This window comes from Burkholderia sp. 22088, assembly GCF_052045915.1.
Taxonomy (GTDB): Bacteria; Pseudomonadota; Gammaproteobacteria; order Burkholderiales; family Burkholderiaceae; genus Burkholderia; species Burkholderia cepacia.
Genome location: NZ_JBQEPY010000023.1, coordinates 13,565 through 32,352, shown reverse-complemented (window position 1 = coordinate 32,352; position 18,788 = coordinate 13,565). Strand labels below are relative to the sequence as shown.

Sequence of the window (18,788 nt, the reverse complement as noted above, 5' to 3'; positions counted from 1 at the left end):
CGCGCGGCGCGCTGCTATCCTTTTTCGCGATCCGGCATGGTGCGCGTGGTGCGGCGCCGGCGGAAACACCCGGTGCGCCGGGTTTCTTCTCTCGGTTTTGGGGACAGCATGACTGCGAACGTCAGCGGAATCGGTTCGGTGTTGCAACAGATGCAGTCGATGGCCGCGCAGGCGTCCGGCGGCGTCGCGAGCCCGACGGCAGCGCTGGCCGGTTCGGGCGCGGCGACGGCCGGCACGTTCGCGAGCGCGATGAAGGCGTCGCTCGACAAGATCAGCGGCGACCAGCAGCACGCGCTCGGCGAGGCGCAGGCGTTCGAGGTCGGTGCGCCGAACGTCTCGCTGAACGACGTGATGGTCGACATGCAGAAAGCCAACATCGGCTTCCAGTTCGGGCTCCAGGTCCGCAACAAGCTGGTGAGCGCTTACAACGACATCATGCAGATGTCGGTGTGATGCGCGCGGCACCCGGGGACGGGTACCCGGCGACGGGCACCCGTGGGCGGCCATCCGGCGAAAGTCGTTCAGGGAAGGCCTCCGGGCCGGCGCCTTCGGCGCCCCGGAGGCAGGCCGCGCTTGCCTAAAGCTTTTCAAATCCCTTCCGATAACTCCGGTGAAGGCCGCGTCGTGCGATGCACGGCGGCGGTTCCCGTATAGCCAAGGCATAACAAGGAGAAGCGCATGTTTTCCCCAGGACACGCTGGAGCCAGTGCATACGCGCGTGTCGGCGTCGAGACGGGGGTGATGGGCGCCTCCCCGCACCGTTTGATCGCGATGCTGTACCAGGGCGCGCGGCAGGCGGTTGCGCTGGCGCGCATGCATTTGCAGCAGGGCAATGTGTCCGCGCGCGGCGATGCGATCGGCAAGGCGATCCGGATCGTCGAGAGCGGGCTGAAGGCGTCGCTGAACCGCGACGCGGGCGGCGAGATCGCGGAACGGCTGGACGCGCTGTATGCGTATATCGGCCGGCGTCTGCTGGAAGCGAACGCGCAGGCGAGCGACGCGATGCTGGTCGAGGTCGACGGGCTGCTCGCGACGCTCGAGGAAGCATGGACGGGGATCGCCCCGGAAGTCGCGCGGATGGCCGCGCAACAGGCAGTGGAAGCATCGAGATGAATCGCAAGGCCGAATACTTCGCACGTTACGAGGCGCTCGCCGCCGTGTCGGGCCGGATGCTGGGCGCCGCCCGCAGCGCCGACTGGAGCGCGTTGCCGGGGTTGCAGGCCGAATTCACGGCACTCGTCGACGGGCTGAAGGAAGCCGATCCGGGTGTCGTGCTCGACGAATCGGATCTCGGCCGCAAGCTCGACCTGATCCGCCGCATCCTGGCCGACGACGCCGCGATCCGCGACCTCGCGAGCCCGGACGTCGCGCGGCTGTCCGCGCTGTTCGAGGCGCGGCGCTCGACCAAGGTATTGACCGATCTCTACCGCGCGCGCGGGTAGGGCCCGTTTCCCGGGAAACGGGGAGGCGGAGGGGCGGGCGCGGGGCGCACGAGCCCGTTGCGGGAGGCGCGCAGTTCCCGCGAGCGGCACCGGCGTGCCGTTCCCGGATTCGCAACGATGTGGCTGAGGTGAGCAGGCTCCGATCATGACCGGTATCGACTCCGTTGCGGCCGCGCTGCTGGCGAGCCGCCTCGACAGCCTGCTGACCGGCACCGTATCGGCGCCCGCCGGCGGCGGCGCGACCTCGCAGGTCGGCACGCCGGGCACCGGCACGGCGTCCACGCCCTCGGCCGGCAGTCCGCCGGCCGCGCCGCCGGCCTCTACCCAGACCGCACTGTCCGATGTCGGGCGCGTGCTCGACGCGATCTCGCGGGCCGGTGGCGACTCGACGCCGGCCATTGCCGGGCGCGTGCCGCTGCTGGCCGATCCCACCGTGCTGCTGACCGATACGGCCTTGCCGGCCCGCGCGCCGGCCGCTTCCGATCCGGCTGCGTCTTCCACACCGGCCTCCGCCGCGGCATCTTCCGCTGCTGCGGCGGCACATGAAGCGGCCGCAGCCCTGCCGGTCGCGGCGCTGCGCGCAGCGCTCGCGCAGGCCGTGAGCGAAAGCGGCCTGTTCTACGAATCCCATCTGGCGCAGTGGCTGGCCGGCCAGCGCCCGCTCGCGGCGTTGATGCGCGAGCCGCAGGCGCGCCTTGCGGCCGCGCTCGCGCCGGTCGACCCGGATGCCGCGCAGCACGACTCGACCGACGTGCTCGACGAACTGCTCGCGCAGCGGCCGCCGCTGCCCACGACCGCGCGGGCGACGGCGCAGCCGGGTACACCGGCCCAGGGTGGCGCACCGACTCGCGACTCTGCGCAGGGCTTGCCGGCGGGCGCGCGGCACGGCGCGTCGCTGCCGCCCGACACGTTCGATCTGCTCGGCGAACGCCCTGATGTGCGCGGGACGCCCGCGCAACCGGCCACCGCGTCGTCCGACTCCCAGGCGCAGACGCTGGCGCCCGTGCATCCGGCCGCCGTGCCGCTCGTCAGGCAGCAGCTCGACGCGCTCGCGACCGACCAGTTCCGCTGGACGGGCGAGGCGTGGCCCGGCGCGCGGCTCGACTGGACGATCGAGCCGGACGATCCGGGCAGCCGCGCGCCGCGCGGCGACGACGGCCCGGGCGACGGCATCGCATGGCGCACGCGCCTGACGCTGACGTTGCCGTCGCTCGGCACGGTCGACGCGGAACTGGTGCTGAACGGCACGCAACTGGTCGCGCGATTGCGTGCGAACCAGACGGGCGCCGACCGCCTCACGCGGCACGAGGCCGCGCTGCGGCAGCGGCTCGAGGTGTCGGGGCTGCGGGTGGGAGGATTGTCGATCCGCGCGGTCGACGACGGCCCGGACGGCTTCGACCTGTTTGCAGCCCAGGCGGCGGCCGCCGCGTATGCGCGCGGCTCGGCCGGCGGCCCGGCGACGCAGGCGCCGGATACCGACGACGAGGCGCTGCCATGAGCATGACGTCCCGCAAGCGCGCGGCCGCGCTCGTCTACGATCCGAAGGGCGGCGATGCGGCGCCGCGCGTGGTTGCGAAAGGCTACGGCGTGCTCGCCGAGATGATCGTCGCGCGTGCGCACGATGCGGGCTTGTACGTGCATACGGCGCCGGAGATGGTGTCGCTGCTGATGCAGGTCGACCTCGACGACCGGATTCCGCCGCAGCTCTACCAGGCGGTCGCGGATCTGCTCGCGTGGCTGTACGCGCTCGACCGCACCGAGCCCGCGCCGGACGACACCACACCGCGCTTTCCGCTGCCGCCGCTGCGCTGAATCGCCCGGCATCGCGCGACTTCTTACGAAATGCTGTCCTGGTCTTGCAAGGTCATTCGGGCGGCATTTTCCGTCTATCGGCCGATATCGTGGCGCAACGCGCGTGCTTTTCCCGCCTTCTTGCTCTTGCCGGGCGTGCCGCGACGCACCCGGGTGGATTGAGCCGCCGGTTTGTTTGTGTAATGATATCCATTCTCATTTTCATGCTGCCCGGGCGGCGCGCACGTTTTGCGCGCCGCCCGTTGTTTTGAACGAATGGAACCTTTCGCGTGAACGCGCCCGAAACGATCAATCCGCCCAAGACGGGTACTGCCCGCGCGGGCGTCACCGTGCTGCACCCGGCGGCCCGCCCGCTGAGCGACGACGAACTGGCCGCGCGCCGCCAGCGTTCGCGCCGCGCGACCTTCATCAAGTGGCTGCGCAAGGTGCACGGCTGGGTCGGGCTGTGGGGCGCGGTGCTCGGGCTGCTGTTCGGCGTGACGGGCGTGCTGCTCAACCACCGCGCGCCGCCGCTGAAGATTTCGACGGGCGAGCCGCAGGTCGAGGAGATGCAGATCGCGCTGCCGGATCCTGTGCCGAAGACGCCCGCCGCGATGACGAAGTGGCTGCAGCACGAGCTGAATTTCGACGGCAAGCCGGGGCGCATGCGCAAGGAGGCCGCGCAGCCCGTTGCGTGGGGCGACAAGCGCGTGATGCAGCCGGAGCACTGGCAGTTCGGCCTGTTCGGCCCGCACCAGAACCTGCAGGCCGAATACTGGGTCGGCAACGGCTACGTCTCCGTGAAGCGTACGGGCAACACGTTCCTGACGACGCTGAACAACCTGCATCGCGGCGTCGGGATGAATCTCGGCTGGGTGCTGCTGATGGACACGATCGCGGGCTCGCTGATCCTGCTGTCGCTGACCGGCGTGCTGCTGTGGACCGAGCTGAACAAGCGCCGCACGGTCGGCGTCGTGCTGGTGGTCGGTTCGGTCGCCGCGGCGCTTGCCGCCGGCCTGACCTGACCGGCGGGCGCGCCGGCCGGGCGCCGGCGCGTGCGCTGTCGTCAGTTTCGTCGGCTTCGTCGGCTTCGCCCGTCGCGGCCGCGTATTCCGCGCGACCGCCCGACGATCACAGGCCGCACGCCGCGCCGCTGTTCGCCGCGATCTCCCGCGCGGCCTTCGCGCCCTCGACCTGCAGGATCGTCGGCAGCGACACATGGTTCTTCGCGGCGGTGATCTCGGCGAGGATCGAGATCGCGATTTCCGGCGGCGTCCGGCTGCCGATGTAGATGCCGGCCGGCCCGTGCAGCCGGGCCAGTTCCGCTTCGCTCAGGTCGAATTCGCGCAGCCGCTCGCGCCGTGCCGCGTTGTTGCGCCGCGAGCCGAGCGCGCCCACGTAGAACGCGGGCGTCTTCAGCGCCTCCATCAGCGCGAGATCGTCGAGCTTCGGATCGTGCGTCAGTGCAATCACGGCCGAGCGAGCATCGAGGTTCATCTCGAGCACCGTATCGTCGGGCATCGTGTGCACGACGCGCGTGCCCGGCACGTCCCACGCATCGGTGTATTCCTCGCGCGGATCGCATACCGTCACCTGGTAGTCGAGCCCGATCGCGATCTGGCACAGATAGCGCGACAACTGGCCGGCGCCGATCACGAGCATCCGGTAGCGCGGCCCGTGGATCGTCACGAGCCGCTCGCCGTCGAACGCGAGCCCGTCGGCGGCCTGCGCAGGTGACAGCGATGCGCGGCCCGTCGCGAGCGTCATCGTGCGCGTGACGAGGCGCCCGGCCTCGACTTCCGCGCACAGCGCGGTTATCCCGCTGTCGCGCGTGAGCGGCTCGAGCACGAGCTGGATCGTGCCGCCGCAAGGCAGCCCGAAGCGATGTGCTTCCTCGGCCGTCACGCCGTACTTGAGCGCTTCCGGGCGCGCGTCGGCCGCGATGCCGCTCGCATGCACGCGGGCGATCAGGTCGTCCTCGATACATCCGCCGGACACGGAACCGACCACGAGCCCGTCCTCGCGGACCGCGAGCATCGCGCCTTCGGGGCGGGGCGACGAGCCCCAGGTCTTCACGACCGTCACGAGCAGCACGCGGCGCCCTTCTTCGAGCCAGCGCGCGCTGGATTTCAATACATCGAGATCGACGCTTTCCATCATCTTCTTCCTGTTGCCGGGCGCACCCGTCGATGCGGGCCGCCGTTCGATGGCGCGATTATGAACCGGCCGCGACAAGCGTGCAGGGACGGGGGAAGGCGCAAAACGGGGCGGGGGAGGCGCGCAGCGGCGGGGAAGGCGAGCGGGACGGCCCGTGCCGGGCCGTCGGCAGGTTGCCGGGCGGACACATCCGCCCGGCGGGGCGATGCGTCAGAGCGAGCCCAGGTACTGCGTCAGGTTGCGGATGTTGTTGTCATACGCGCTCGGCGAGCCGAGCTCGACGCCGCCGCTGCGCACGTAATACTCGAACGGCACGGAGCGGGTGCCGAAGAACGGCAGGAAATTGTCCGGCTGCAGCGTCGTGCCGTTCAGGCCGATCGCCCAGTTCCGCGACTTGTACAGCTCGAGCTCGCGGATCGTCGCCTGGACCTGGTTCGTCTCCGACGCGCGAATCGCGGCGATGTGCTGCGTCAGCGTCTCGATGTTCGCCTGGTATGCGCTCGGCTCGCCGACCGAGACGCCACGCGCGCGGACGTAGTAGCTGAACGGCAGGTTGCGTTCCGTGAAGAACGTGAGGAAACCATCCGGCGCGAGCGTATCCCCGTTCAGCCCGATCGCCCAGTTCTTGCTTTGATAATCCCTGAGCCCCGCAATCGTCTGGTTGGTCGCGCTGATTTCGACCTTCGCCGTGACGTTGACCAATGTATTGCTCATGACAGACCTCTCTGGTTCTTGTTGAACTTCGGACAGGTGCAGCGACATGCCTCCGCTCGGAGGCAATTCAATACCAGCGACCGGATTATCCGGTTTTAAATGTTTTTAATTAAAAAGATGCTGAAAATTCGTTCGTGAACACGCAATGAATTTCTGTTTGATGGAAATGCGATTCGATGAAGCCGATTGCATCGCGTTGCGCTCATGCTGCGGCGAATTCCCCGTCTGACGCAGGCTGGGCGGGTGTGTGCGGCCGGCCGACCTGAATACTAGTTTGGCGGATGAAAGAGTTCAATGTCGTTCGCGAGATTATTTTCTTCTATTCATATTCAATTCAATTGAATTACATTTTTCATCGATTAATTTGTCGATCGGAATCGAATATACCGGTATTCGAAAAACAGCCGATGAAAACGGGAACTGCCGCGCGAATCGTTGCGGGAAACGCAACGCGGCGGCGAGACGGGCGAGGGAGCGGAGAGGAGGGGGCGGGGCCGGATGGCGGCCCCGCGGGTGCGCACCGTGCCGCGTGCGGCACGGCGGCGCTCAGTGCGCGTCGTGGCGACCGTGCGCGAGCTTCGAGTGGTGACGCGAGTACAGGAAGTAGATCACGAGACCGATCACGAGCCAGATGCCGAACGCGGCCCACGTGACGGGCTGCAGGTTCAGCATCAGGAACAGGCACGATGCGACCGCGAGGATCGGCACGACCGGCACGCCGGGGCAGCGGAACGCGCGCGGCAGGTCGGGGTGCGTGCGGCGCAGCACGAGCACCGCGATCGACACCATCGAGAACGCCGCGAGCGTACCGATGTTGATCAGCTCGGCGAGCACGTTGAGCGGCACGAGCGCGGCGATCAGCCCGAAGAACAGGCCGACGAGCCAGGTCGTCAGGAACGGCGTCGCGTAGCGCGGGTGCACGCGCGACAGCGTCGCCGGCAGCAGCCCGTCGCGCGACATCGCGAAGATCACGCGCGTCTGGCCGTAGCTCATCACGAGGATCACGGTCAGCATGCCGAGCACGGCGCCGAGATCGATGAAGCCCGCCACCCACGTCTCGCCGGCGACCTGCAGTGCGTACGAGATCGGGTGCGAGATGTTCGCGTACCGGGCCGACGGCACGATGCCGGTCGCGACCGCGGCGACCGTCACGTACAGCACCGCGCACACCGCGAGCGACGCGATGATGCCGATCGGCAAATCGCGTTTCGGATTCTTCACTTCCTCGGCCGCCGACGACACCGCGTCGAAGCCGATGAACGCGAAGAACATCACGGCCGCGGCGCCGAACACGCCGTTCCAGCCGTGCGGCATGAACGGCTTCCAGTTGGCGGGCGTCACATGGAACACGCCGACCGCGATCACGAGCAGCACGACCGACACCTTGATGAACACCATGATGTTGTTGATGCGGGTCGACTCGCGGATGCCTATCGACAGCAGCGTGGTGATCACGATCATCACGAGGAACGCGGGCAGGTTGAACCACGTGACGACACCCGGCACCGCGCCGGGCGCGGCCGTCAGCACGGTTGGCAGCGTCAGCCCGAAGCCCTGCAGCAGCGACTGCAGGTAGCCCGACCAGCCGACCGACACGGCCGACGACGCGAGGCCGTATTCGAGCATCAGGTCCCAGCCGATGATCCACGCGACGAGTTCGCCGAGCGTCGCGTACGAGTACGTGTAGATCGAGCCGGCGACGGGGATCGTCGACGCGAATTCCGCGTACGACAGCGCCGCGAGGCCGCATGCGATCGCGGCGATCACGAACGACAGCATCAGCGCGGGGCCGGCCTGCACGGCGCCGGTACCGGTCAGCACGAAGATGCCGGTGCCGATGATCGCGCCGATGCCGAGGAAGGTGAGGTCGATCGCGCCGAGCGCTTTCTTGAGCCCGGCGGTTTGCGCGCCGGCGATCATGCGATCGACGTTTTTCTTGCGGAAGAGAGACATTGCGGATGAATCGCCAGCGCGCGCGGGCGCGATAGCGCTGACTGAGTGAAAACCCGCAATTTTAGCCGATTTGGCGCGCAAGACTCGCTGCGGCGCAGCGGTGTGCCGCGAAATAGTCCGATAAAACAAGCGCTTGCGCGCCAAAAGGACGGTCGGCGGACGGCACTCGGCGGCGGCGCGGCATGCGCCGCGTCGCCGGGTCGGGTCAGGTGAGTCGGGCCGGGCGGGGAAATCAGGCGCCGGCCGTGGGCGCCATGTCGACGAGCTGGTTGCTCATCACGTAGAACGTGAGTTCCGCATTGTTCGACAGCCGCATCTTCTCGAGCAGCCGCGACCGGTACACGCTCACCGTCTTCACGGACAGCGACAGCGTGTTCGCGATGTCGGTGAGCCGCTTGCCCGACGCGAGCATGCAGAGCGTCTGGTATTCGCGGTCGGACAGCTTCTCGTGCGGCAGCGGCTCGTTCTCGAACGACACGTATTCGGCGAGCGCCTCGGCCATCGCGGGGCTCACGTACTTGCGGCCGGCCGCGACCTGCTGGATCGCGCCGATCATCTGCGCGGCGTTGACCGTCTTCGACAGGTAGCCGGCGGCACCGGCCTTCAGCGCGCGTACCGCGTACTGATCCTCGCGGTACATCGAGAACATCAGCACCGGCGTGCGCGGCAGCTTGCGCTTGAGGCGCTTGAGCACTTCGATGCCGTTCGTGTCCGGCAGCGAGATGTCGAGCAGGATCGCGTCGAATTCCTGTTTGTCGACGGCGGCCATGGCGTCGCCGCCGTTCTCGGCCTCGGTGACGTCGCGCGCGACGCCACGGTCGATCAGCAACTGGCGGATCCCTTGCCGGACGATCGCGTGATCGTCCACGAGCAGGATGTTCAGGCTCATGACGACCTCACGAAAGCGACGCGCGGCGGGCCGTGACGGGCACCGCGAGCAGCGAATCCCAGGCGAAGCGCGCGGTGACGCGCGTGCCGTGGCCGGCTTCCGGCGTGGCCGTCTCGAAGCTGCCGCCGAACGCCTCGCAGCGGGCGCGCATGCCGGCGAGCCCGTAGCCGCTGCGGCGGCTGCGGGCGAAACCGGTACCATCGTCGGAGACAATCAGTGACAGATGCGTGCCGTCGGTGACGATCCGCACGTCGACCGACGTCGCGCGGGCGTGCTTCGCGACGTTCGACAACGCCTCCTGCGCGACGCGGAACACCGCGAGTGCGCCGGCGCCGGCGACCTGCGTCAGGCGCGCATCGGCCGCGCACACGAAGCTGGTGCGCAGGCCCGTGCGTGCCGCATGGGTGTCGACCCACGACGACAACGCGCCGACCACGCCCGCGTCGAGCGCCGGCGTGTCGCGCTCGTCGATCAGCCGGCGATTCGCGTCGGTTGCGGCGTCGAGCGCCTGCTGCGCCAGCTCCAGCGCGCGCAGGCAACCGTCCGGCGCGTCGGCAGGCAGCCACGTTTGAACGTTTGCGAGCGCGAAACGCGCGGCGGTGAGTTCGGCGCCGAGCCCGTCATGCAACTCGCCGGCCAGGTGGCGGCGAGCGGCTTCGTCGGCGGCGAGCAATTGGGCAGACAGCGCTGCGATCCGCGCGGCGGAGGCGCCGCGTTTCGGCGCGGCGTCGGTAATGGGCGGAGTCGCGGCGCAGCCCGGCACGAGCTGTTGCGACGGGAACGGGGCGTGGGCGCCCAAAGGCGCGTTAAGCGACGTATCCATGACTCTCCCTGCTGTCAGAAAGCGGTTCAGACACCGGCTGGCTGCGTGGATCGGCTGCCGTTTCGAAGACGGTCGCCGCCAGAGAATCGCACCCTGCCGAGGTAACAAAAGTTACGTCTTGTAACACTTGCATCCGACCCTTCCACTCTCATCCGAACGGCAACCACGCGCGGCGAATAATATCTCAAAATTTCCGAAAAGGTCATGTCGGGCGGACATTTAAGGGTAAATGTGAATAATCGGAATGAACGTGTTGTAGGAAAAACACTGACACCCGAGCACCGGACGATGACGTATCCAAATGTAACTATTTGAGATGGAATGATCCCAATTTGTTACGAATTCGCCAAGTAGGGACGAAAAAAAACCGGAGCTTTCGCTCCGGTTCTTGATGGCGCGCAAATCTGGGGATCGATCAGTCCACGAATGCGCGTTCGATCACGTAGTGGCCCGGCGCGCTGTTCTTGCCTTCGACGAGGCCGGCCTGCTTCAGCAGGTCGGTCGTGTCCTTCAGCATCGCGGTGCTGCCGCACAGCATCACGCGGTCGTTTTCCGGCGAGAACGGCGGGACGTCGAGATCCGTGAACAGCTTGCCCGTCGCGATCAGGTCGGTGATCCGGCCTTCGTTGTCGAACGCTTCGCGCGTGACCGTCGGGTAGTAGACGAGCTTTTCCTTGATGATGTCGCCGAGGTACTCGTGGCCCGGCAAGTCGTGCTTGATGTAGTCCATGTACGCGAGCTCGCCCTTCAGGCGGCACGTGTGCGTCAGGATCACCTTGTCGAAGCGTTCGTAGATGTCCGGGTCGCGGATGATCGACATGAACGGCGCGAGGCCCGTGCCCGTCGACAGCATCCACAGCGTCTTGCCCGGCAGCAGGTTGTCGGCAACCAGCGTGCCCGTCGGCTTCTTGCCGATCAGCACCGTGTCGCCCACCTTCAGATGCTGCAGGCGCGACGTCAGCGGGCCGTTCTGCACCTTGATGCTGAAGAATTCGAGATGCTCTTCGTAGTTCGGGCTGACGATCGAGTAGGCGCGCGCGAGCGGCTTGCCGTCGACTTCGAGGCCGACCATCGTGAATTCGCCGTTGTTGAAGCGCAGGCTCGCCTCACGGGTGCAGGTGAAGCTGAACAGCGTGTCGGTCCAGTGATGGACGGATTGGACGGTGGCGGTGTCGTATTTGCTCATGGCTTTGAAAACGGACGCGCGTAGCGAACGCGAGTAACGGGCCCAAAAACGGGCAAAAAACCGAGTGCGACGGCCCGATCGAGGATCGGCCGGCCGGCGCGTCGGACACGCGCCTTCTCGATGACAGACGATTGAGGAACTCGTTATTTTACCCTGTTGGCGCGGATCGCGGGCTTGACCCCCGCGGCTGCGCGGATTTGGCGCAACGAATTATTTCAATCTGCTTTCAGTTTTCAGCGCTCGGCCGCGAGTTTCGCGCCGAGGCCGACGAGTGCCACGCCGCACAGCGCGTCGAGCGGGCGCCGCACGCGCCGGTAACCGCGCTGCGCGCGCGGGCTCGCGAACAGGTACGCGACGCACGAATACCAGCCGGCCGACAGCACGCCGATCGTCACCAGCACCGCGCCGTTGAACCACAGCGGCACGTGCGCGGGCAGCATCGCGGCGAACACGCTGGTCCAGAACGCGCACGATTTCGGGTTCGTCAGGCAGGTGAACAGGCCGCTGCGATACGCGCGCAGGTAGTCGCGCGCGTGCGGCGCGGCCAGCGGCGCGCGTTCGTCGGGCGCGTCGGCCGGTGCCGCGTCGCGGCGCACGCCCGAGCGCAGCAGCTTGAAGCCGAAATACACGAGGTACACGGCACCGCCGATCCGGATCGCCTCGTACAGCCATTCGACCTGGTGCAGCACGGCCGCGAGGCCGAGCATCGCGAGCGAGGCCCAGGCGACCGACGCGGTGCCGACGCCGAGCGCCGACGCGGCGCCGAGGCTGCGCCGCCCCGCGAGCGACAGTTGCGAAATCATGAAGAAATTCGGGCCGGGGGTGATCGCGGCGACGAGATAGACGGCGGCGATTTGCAGCAGGATCGGCAGGTAGTTCATGGCGGCGCGGCCCGGCGGCGGGCGCGGGAGGAACGGGCAAGCCGTTAATGTAGCGCGCGCCGCGCGGCCGCGCTTTGGCCGGGGGCGACCGGAGGCGTGATCGACTCGCGGTCGCGGTCGCTGTTGCGAGCGTTTTGCAGCCGTTTAGCCGTTATTGCGGATCGAGGCGCAGCCGCGCGATGTACGGCAGGTGGTCCGACAGCCACGCGGCCTCGCCGGACGGCGCGCGCCATTCGAGCGGCGTCAGCCCGCGCACGAACATCTTGTCGAGTGCGAGCGCCGGCGAGAACGCGGGGAACGTGCGGCCCGATTCGCCGAGCAGCGTCGCGACCTCGGACAACCCGATCTCGCCGAACAGCGCGACCGAATCGTTGCGCCAGTCGTTGAAGTCGCCGGCCAGCATCAGCGGGCCGTCGCCCGCGTTGCGCACGATCCAGTGCGCGATCCAGTGCATCTGGCGCAGCCGCGCGGCGCGCGTGAGCGCGAGGTGCGCGCACAGCAGCGTGACCGGTCGCGCGCCCGCGAGCGTCGCCCGCGCGACCAGCAGCCCGCGCCGCTCGAAGCGGTGCGCGGAGATGTCCCAGCGGCCGCCGAGGTCGAGCGGATGCGGCGACAGGATCGCATTGCCGTGCCGCCACGACGGTTTGAACACGTTCGGCCCGAGCGCGATCTGCCAGTCGAGCGCCTGCGCGATCTCGGTGGCCTGGCAGTGCCACACGTCGTCGACCGCGTCGTCCATCGGCGCGCCGAAGCCGGGGGCGAGCATCGGGCGCGGCATGCGGCGCGCCATCGCTTCCTGCAGGAAATACACGTCGGCGTGCGTCGACTGCATCCAGTTGCGCATCGCGTTCCACGCGGTGAAGCCGAGCGGCGAGCGGCCCTTGTGCAGGTTCCAGCTCACCGCGGTGATTTCGTCGGGCGCGGCGTGCGGTTCGGCGAACGGCAGGGAGAGAGCGTCGGCGGACATGACGCTCAATCCTTCGCGACGTGCGCGCGCACGCGGTACACGAGGTGCGGACGCTGTTCGACGAGCGTCCAGTCGGTCCACGCGTCGGCGCCGACCGTCAGGCCGGGGTGGCTCGCGACGATTTGCCGCGGCGACGCGGGTACGCACGGATCGCTGCGCGTCGCGTTTTCGTCGTCGAGCGTTTCCTGCACGTCGAGCGCGAGCGACACGGTGTTCGCGCCGGCATCGACGGTGAGCGGCGCGACCGTCACCGAGCGCGAGCGCTCGGTCGGCACGACGCGCGCGGCATTGCCGCAGCCGACCGGCACGGCGGACGGATAGCGATGGGTGTCGGTGCGGGTCTGACCCACGGTGGTGCGCTGCTGGAACGTGTCGATGGTCTGACCGTCGCGTACCACCTGGATCTCCCACGCGACGGAGGCCGGCGCGGGGCTCTGCGCATGGGCGGCGAGCACGATGCTCGCGAGCAGGACGGCCAGGCCGTGTTTCAGCATGAAACGTCTCCGGGAACGCGCGATAGCGGGGAACGGACGCACATCTTACGCCCGATCGATTTCGGTCGTGATGTGACAGGACGCGTCGCGACAGGTTCGCCGCACGATGTGGTCCTGTTCGAAAGGTAGGGCCGCGTCATGCGTTTTCAACCGAAAAAACGCGCGAACTCCGCGACGCTCGCGCGCTCGGTGACGAGGCGGTTCTCGATCGCGTCGGGGTCCGCATGGCCGAGCGACATGCCGCAGACCAACTGTTCGTTGGCGGGAATGCCGAGATGTTCGGTGATGATCCGGTGAAACGGCACGAACGCGGCCTGCGGGCAGGTATCGAGCCCGCGTGCGCGCGCGGCCGTCATCACGCCTTGCAGGAACATCCCGCAGTCGAGCCATGCACCGTGGGTCATCACGCGGTCGAGTGTAAAGAACAGCGCGACCGGCGCATCGAAGAAACGGAAGTTGCGCGCGTGCTGCGCATGCATGCGCGCCTTCTCGTCGCGGCGGATGTTCAACAGGCCGTACAGGTCCCAGCCGACCTTGCGGCGCCGGTCGATATACGGCGACACCCACTCGCGCGGGTAGTAGTCGTACTCGGCGACGTATTTCTCGTCGCGCGCGGGATCGTCGTGGGCCGCGGTGAGCGCGGCGGCGAGCGCGTCGCGCGTGGCGCCCGTCGCGACGTACACGCGCCACGGCTGGATGTTGGTGCCCGACGGCGCGCGGCTCGCGGCTTCGAGGATCGCCTCGAGCGTGTCGCGCGGCACGGGCGTCGGCAGGAACGCGCGGATCGCACGGCGCGACGTGAGCGCCGCGTCGACGGCGCCGGTCGCATCGGCATCGACGCGCGGGAAAGCAGTGGGGACGGACATCGGCATACCTTCGGGGCGAGATCCGACACGCCGCGCGGGCGCCGTCGGCCGGGCCGGTGCGGCGGGTGGGTGAACCGCCGATCATACGCCGCGGTGCGCCGGCGTGCAGCGCGCGCGGGTGTTAGCAGCACACGCGCGTGGCTGCTTGCTTGCGCGGGGATGCGGGATCGCTACACTGAAATCGTAAGGGTCTGATGATCGTGTGACAGCAAGCGGCAGCGAGGTTGGTATGACGACGGCGATGGTGAAACAGGAACTGGCGGTGGCGTCCTTCAGCACGGTGTACGACCTCGAGCAGGTCGAGACGGCGCTGAGCGACCTGAACGAGAGCGCGAGCGACGCACTGCGCGCCACCTACGAGAAGATGCTCAAGACGGGCAATCTGCGCTTTTGCGTGAAGCCGAACCGGATGCCGTCGTTCGACGCGCTCGGCGAGGCATTGCCCAATTTCGCCGAGCCGCTCGACGACGTGCGCAAGCAGATCGCGCTGTGCCTCGAAACGGACGACCGGCTCGAACTGATGCCGATCCTGCTGCTCGGGCCCCCGGGCATCGGCAAGACGCATTTCGCGAAGGCGCTCGCGCAGCTGCTCGGCACCGCGTACCACTACGTGCCGATGAGTTCGCTGACGGCCGGCTGGATCCTGTCGGGGGCGTCGTCGCAATGGAAGAACGCGAAGCCCGGCAAGGTGTTCGATGCGCTCGTGAACGGCAGCTACGCGAACCCGGTGATCGCGGTCGACGAGATCGACAAGGCCGGCAGCGATGCGCAATACGATCCGCTCGGCGCGCTGTACGCGTTGCTCGAGCACGACACCGCGCGCGCGTTCATCGACGAATTCGCGGAAGTGCCGATCGATGCGGGCAACGTGATCTGGATCGCGACCGCGAACGATGCGCAAGCGATCCCGGAGCCGCTGCTCAACCGGATGAACGTGTACGAGATCGAGCCGCCCGATGCGGCCGGCGCGCGCCGGATCGCGCAGACGATCTACGACGAGATCCGCACGTCGCATGCGTGGGGGCGGCGCTTCCCGGATACCCTGGGCGACGACGCGCTCGACGTGCTGGCCGCGACACCGCCGCGCACGATGCGCCGCGCGCTGCTGCACGCATTCGGCGCCGCCCGGCTCGACGGGCGCGACGCGATCGGGCCGCGCGACATCCGGGCCGACGAGGGCGCCGCGAAGCGCCGGCCGATCGGCTTCTGAACCGGCGGCGCGTGCCCGGCGGCGCGTGCCCGGCGGCGGCACGCGCGCGCCGTGCCGTGCGGCGTGCACCGTGTCGTCGCGACGCGGTGCGCGACCTTCGGCAAGCGGGAGAACCGGGACGTACAATTCTCTTCTCTCCCCTCGACGCGCTAACGGCGCGAAACGTCATGGAGCAGATGGATTGTGTCGTGATCGGCGCGGGCGTCGTCGGTCTTGCGATTGCGCGCGAACTGGCCGCGCGCGGGCGTGAAACGCTCGTGCTCGAGGCCGCCGATGCGATCGGCACGGGTACGAGCTCGCGCAACAGCGAAGTGATTCATGCGGGGCTCTACTATCCGCGCGGGTCGCTGAAGGCGACGTCGTGCGTGCACGGGCGCGACCTGCTGTACGAATTCTGCGAGACGCATCACGTGCCTCACCGGCGCACCGGCAAGCTGCTCGTCGCCACGAGCGCCGCGCAGGTGAAGCAGTTGAAGGCGATCGCCGCGCGCGCGGCCGAAAACGGCGTGCTCGACCTGATGCCGCTCACGCGTGCCGAGGCGCAGACGCTCGAGCCCGCGCTCGGATGCGTCGAGGCGCTGTTCTCGCCGTCCACCGGCATCGTCGACAGCCACCAGCTGATGCTCGCGCTGCTCGGCGACGCCGAGCGCGACGGCGCCGTGTGCGCGCTGAAATCCCCGGTCGAATCGATCGACGTGCTGCGCGGCGGGCGCTTCGTCGTGCGCACGGGCGGCGAAGCGCCTGCCGAGATCGAGGCCGCGTGCGTGATCAACAGCGCGGGCCTCGGCGCGCAGGCGCTGGCGCGCCGCACGCGCGGCCTCGACCCGCGCTGGGTGCCGCCGCTCTATCTCGCGCGCGGCAATTACTTCAGCCTGTCGGGCCGCGCGCCGTTCTCGCACCTGATCTACCCGATGCCCGATCGCGCGGGGCTCGGCGTGCACCTGACGCTCGATCTCGGCGGGCAGGCGCGCTTCGGCCCGGATGTCGAGTGGTGCGATTCGCTGCGCTACGAAGTCGATCCGGCGCGTGCGACCGCGTTTTACGCGTCGATCCGCGCGTTCTGGCCGGGCTTGCCCGACGATGCGCTGCAGCCGGCGTACGCGGGCATCCGGCCGAAGCTCGCGGGGCCGGGCGAGCCGCCGGCCGATTTCATCGTGCAGGGCGCCGCGCAGCATGGCGTGCGCGGGCTTGTGAACCTGTTCGGCATCGAGTCGCCGGGGCTCACCGCGTCGCTCGCGCTCGCGCAGCGCGTGGGCGAGATGGCGGCTTACCGCTGATGTGGCGGGCGTGTAGCGGATATGTAGCGGGCACGTGTCGGCCAGGTTGCGGCCACATGGCAGCCGTGTGAAATTCCTTATCTCTGGAATTTCGGCACGCACATTTATTCGCTTGAGCGTTATTCTGTCGAACGGCTGTCGCCAGAACAGCTTTCAAACCGATAACGTTGGAGCGAGTCCCCCATGAAAACATCCCGTCGGAGTTTCCTGATTACGAGCATTGGTGCCGTGTCCGCGCTGGCGCTGTCGCGCGAAGCGCTGGCCGATGCGCCGATGCTGTCGGAAACCGATCCGACCGCCGTGGCGCTCGGCTACAAGGCCGATGCCACGAAGGTCGACAAGACGAAGTACCCGAAATACGCAGCGGGCCAGGATTGCGCGGCCTGCATGCTGTACCAGGGCAAGAAGGGCTCGGCCTCGGGCCCGTGCGGCGCCTTCCCCGGCAAGCAGGTGTCGGCGAAGGGCTGGTGCAGCGCCTTCTCGAAGATGGGTTGAGGCCCGTGCGGCATCGTGCGATGCCGCATTGTGGCGAAAACCGCAAAACGCCCGCCGTCGAACGATGGCGGGCGTTTTTTATTGCTTGAAAACGGTTCCGTCGCTTTCTACACTCGCTGCAAACCAGCGCGCCGCGGGCACCCCGCGCGCCGCGCCGCCCGACACGGCGTACTGACGAGGACGAGGCACGCATGGCGACGATTGCGAATTCAACGAAAACGATCCGGCCCGAGCGTGCGCTGAACCGCCGCGCGGTGTTCGCCGCCGTGATCGGCAACGCGCTCGAGTGGTACGACTTCACGGTGTTCGGCTTCATGACGGTCGTGATCGCCGAGCTGTTCTTCCCGACCTCCAGCGAATATTCGTCGCTGCTGCTGACGACGGCGACGTTCGGCGTCGCGTTCTTCATGCGCCCGATCGGCGGCATCGTGTTCGGGCTGTACGCGGATCGCGCCGGCCGCAAGGCCGCGCTGTCCCTCGTGATCCTGTTGATGACGGGCGGCATCTTCCTGCTCGCGGTCGCGCCGCCCTACGCGGCGATCGGCATCGGCGGCCCGATCCTGATCGTGCTGGGCCGCCTGCTGCAGGGGTTCTCCGCGGGCGGCGAATTCGGCAGCGCGACGGCGCTGCTGATCGAGGCCGCGCCGTTCTCGAAACGCGGCTTCTACGGCAGCTGGCAGATGGCGAGCCAGGCGGCCGCGCTGCTGATCGGCGCGCTCGTCGGCGCGGCCGTCACGCGCGGGCTGTCGCACGATGCACTGCGCAGCTGGGGCTGGCGCGTGCCGTTCATCCTCGGGCTCGTGATCGGCCCGATCGGCTTCTACATCCGCCGCCATCTCGCCGATTCCGAAGCGTTCCTGCATGCGCAGCAGAACGCGCGCCGCGCGACGCTCGGCGAAGTGTTCACGCGCCACCCGCGCGAGGTGCTGTGCGGGCTCGGCTCGGTGATCGCGCTGACGGTGACGATCTACGTGCTGATCAGCTATCTGCCGACCTTCGCGGTGAAGCAGCTGAAGCTGCCCTACGCGGAATCGTTCTACGCGGTGATCGCCGGCAACCTGCTGCTGATGGTGCTGTCGCCGGTCGCGGGCGCGTGGTCGGACCGCATCGGCCGCAAGGGGCTGTCGCTGTGGTCGCTGGTGCTGACGCTCGCGCTGATGTATCCGCTGTTCGCGTGGCTCGACGCGGCGCCGAGCATCGCGCGGCTGATCGCGGTGCAGGTCGTGCTGTCGATCACGCTCGCGGGCTACTACGGGCCGTTCGGCGCGATGATTGCCGAGCTGTTCCCGGCCAACGTGCGCTCGACCGGGCTGTCGATCGCGTACAACGTCGCGGTGATGCTGTTCGGCGGTTTCGGGCAGTTCATCGTCACGTGGCTGATCAAGGTCACGGGCACGCCGCTCGCGCCGACTTACTACGTGATGGCGGGGATCGCGCTGTCGATCGTCGCGGTCGCGTTCGTGCCCGCGCGCAGCGCCGACCTCGACGCACCCGCATGACGACATGACGATTTGAAGATGGTCATCGGATCGTTTCGCAAAACGCAATGATGTGCTGCGGAACACGCGGAAACGGCGTATCGAGCCTTCGTGTTCGCGCCCGAATTGTTTAGTTGCCGAACGAAACTTGCGCGAGATGAACGA

General features: G+C 68.1%; 20 protein-coding genes. 10 read left to right on the top strand and 10 right to left on the bottom strand.

Features of this window, described 5'->3' with window-relative positions; translation table 11 throughout:
• Nucleotides 1–108 precede the first annotated feature (108 nt).
• From fliE to ACTJLD_RS34865, 6 genes are all read left to right on the top strand, one after another.
• Complete coding sequence (fliE, locus tag ACTJLD_RS34890) at nt 109–453, top strand: flagellar hook-basal body complex protein FliE (protein ID WP_021164033.1); 345 nt, start codon at nt 109–111, stop codon at nt 451–453.
• A gap of 225 nt (nt 454–678) precedes the next feature.
• The gene (gene fliS, locus ACTJLD_RS34885) at nt 679–1,113 is read left to right on the top strand and encodes a flagellar export chaperone FliS (protein WP_021164034.1); all 435 of its coding nucleotides are present in this window, start codon (nt 679–681) and stop codon (nt 1,111–1,113) included.
• Nucleotides 1,110–1,442: a flagellar protein FliT gene (locus ACTJLD_RS34880; protein WP_059523069.1), complete on the top strand. Its 333-nt coding sequence runs from the start codon at nt 1,110–1,112 to the stop codon at nt 1,440–1,442. Before fliS ends, ACTJLD_RS34880 begins: the two co-directional genes overlap by 4 nt.
• A 145-nt stretch (nt 1,443–1,587) precedes the next feature.
• Nucleotides 1,588–2,940: a flagellar hook-length control protein FliK gene (fliK, locus tag ACTJLD_RS34875; RefSeq protein ID WP_440660980.1), complete on the top strand. Its 1,353-nt coding sequence runs from the start codon at nt 1,588–1,590 to the stop codon at nt 2,938–2,940.
• Nucleotides 2,937–3,254 carry an EscU/YscU/HrcU family type III secretion system export apparatus switch protein gene (locus ACTJLD_RS34870; RefSeq protein WP_021157023.1) on the top strand — a complete coding sequence of 106 codons (318 nt, stop codon included), beginning with the start codon at nt 2,937–2,939 and terminating at the stop codon, nt 3,252–3,254. Before fliK ends, ACTJLD_RS34870 begins: the two co-directional genes overlap by 4 nt.
• 269 nt (nt 3,255–3,523) lie before the next feature.
• Nucleotides 3,524–4,258 (top strand): PepSY-associated TM helix domain-containing protein, encoded by a 735-nt coding sequence (locus ACTJLD_RS34865; RefSeq protein WP_059688321.1) that lies wholly within the window; start codon nt 3,524–3,526, stop codon nt 4,256–4,258.
• 106 nt (nt 4,259–4,364) lie between these two features.
• Here the strand turns inward: ACTJLD_RS34865 and ACTJLD_RS34860 are convergent, their stop codons facing one another.
• The 10 genes from ACTJLD_RS34860 to ACTJLD_RS34815 form a co-directional block, all read right to left on the bottom strand.
• Nucleotides 4,365–5,390 carry an XdhC family protein gene (locus ACTJLD_RS34860; RefSeq protein WP_119338902.1) on the bottom strand — a complete coding sequence of 342 codons (1,026 nt, stop codon included), beginning with the start codon at nt 5,388–5,390 and terminating at the stop codon, nt 4,365–4,367.
• Between the two features lie 210 nt (nt 5,391–5,600).
• The gene (locus tag ACTJLD_RS34855; protein WP_027788893.1) at nt 5,601–6,104 is read right to left on the bottom strand and encodes a hypothetical protein; all 504 of its coding nucleotides are present in this window, start codon (nt 6,102–6,104) and stop codon (nt 5,601–5,603) included.
• A gap of 546 nt (nt 6,105–6,650) precedes the next feature.
• Entirely contained in the window at nt 6,651–8,057 is a 1,407-nt protein-coding gene (locus ACTJLD_RS34850) for an amino acid permease (protein WP_321967451.1), read from the bottom strand.
• 232 nt (nt 8,058–8,289) lie between these two features.
• Nucleotides 8,290–8,946 carry a response regulator transcription factor RqpR gene (gene rqpR / locus ACTJLD_RS34845; protein WP_021157028.1) on the bottom strand — a complete coding sequence of 219 codons (657 nt, stop codon included), beginning with the start codon at nt 8,944–8,946 and terminating at the stop codon, nt 8,290–8,292.
• 7 nt (nt 8,947–8,953) lie between these two features.
• The gene (rqpS, locus tag ACTJLD_RS34840) at nt 8,954–9,769 is read right to left on the bottom strand and encodes a quorum system sensor histidine kinase RqpS (RefSeq protein ID WP_059700434.1); all 816 of its coding nucleotides are present in this window, start codon (nt 9,767–9,769) and stop codon (nt 8,954–8,956) included.
• Nucleotides 9,770–10,184: 415 nt separating this feature from the next.
• A complete protein-coding gene (locus ACTJLD_RS34835; RefSeq protein WP_027788896.1) occupies nt 10,185–10,955 on the bottom strand; it encodes a ferredoxin--NADP reductase in 771 nt (256 codons plus the stop codon).
• 233 nt (nt 10,956–11,188) lie between these two features.
• A complete protein-coding gene (locus ACTJLD_RS34830) occupies nt 11,189–11,836 on the bottom strand; it encodes a LysE family translocator (protein WP_059700433.1) in 648 nt (215 codons plus the stop codon).
• A 151-nt stretch (nt 11,837–11,987) separates the two neighbouring features.
• Entirely contained in the window at nt 11,988–12,803 is an 816-nt protein-coding gene (locus tag ACTJLD_RS34825) for an endonuclease/exonuclease/phosphatase family protein (RefSeq protein ID WP_021163082.1), read from the bottom strand.
• Nucleotides 12,804–12,808: 5 nt separating this feature from the next.
• A complete protein-coding gene (locus ACTJLD_RS34820; protein WP_027788898.1) occupies nt 12,809–13,297 on the bottom strand; it encodes a hypothetical protein in 489 nt (162 codons plus the stop codon).
• Nucleotides 13,298–13,443: 146 nt separating this feature from the next.
• Nucleotides 13,444–14,163: a nitroreductase gene (locus ACTJLD_RS34815; protein WP_060373190.1), complete on the bottom strand. Its 720-nt coding sequence runs from the start codon at nt 14,161–14,163 to the stop codon at nt 13,444–13,446.
• Between the two features lie 229 nt (nt 14,164–14,392).
• Between ACTJLD_RS34815 and ACTJLD_RS34810 the strand changes: the two genes are divergently transcribed.
• The 4 genes from ACTJLD_RS34810 (at nt 14,393) to ACTJLD_RS34795 (ending at nt 18,644) form a co-directional block, all read left to right on the top strand.
• On the top strand, nt 14,393–15,373 hold the full coding sequence (locus ACTJLD_RS34810) for an AAA family ATPase (RefSeq protein WP_027788900.1): 981 nt from the start codon (nt 14,393–14,395) through the stop codon (nt 15,371–15,373).
• Nucleotides 15,374–15,540: 167 nt separating this feature from the next.
• Nucleotides 15,541–16,650: an NAD(P)/FAD-dependent oxidoreductase gene (locus ACTJLD_RS34805; RefSeq protein WP_440660974.1), complete on the top strand. Its 1,110-nt coding sequence runs from the start codon at nt 15,541–15,543 to the stop codon at nt 16,648–16,650.
• Between the two features lie 183 nt (nt 16,651–16,833).
• Complete coding sequence (locus tag ACTJLD_RS34800) at nt 16,834–17,145, top strand: high-potential iron-sulfur protein (RefSeq protein WP_021163765.1); 312 nt, start codon at nt 16,834–16,836, stop codon at nt 17,143–17,145.
• Between the two features lie 191 nt (nt 17,146–17,336).
• Nucleotides 17,337–18,644 (top strand): MFS transporter, encoded by a 1,308-nt coding sequence (locus ACTJLD_RS34795; protein ID WP_021163766.1) that lies wholly within the window; start codon nt 17,337–17,339, stop codon nt 18,642–18,644.
• Nucleotides 18,645–18,788: the final 144 nt, after the last annotated feature.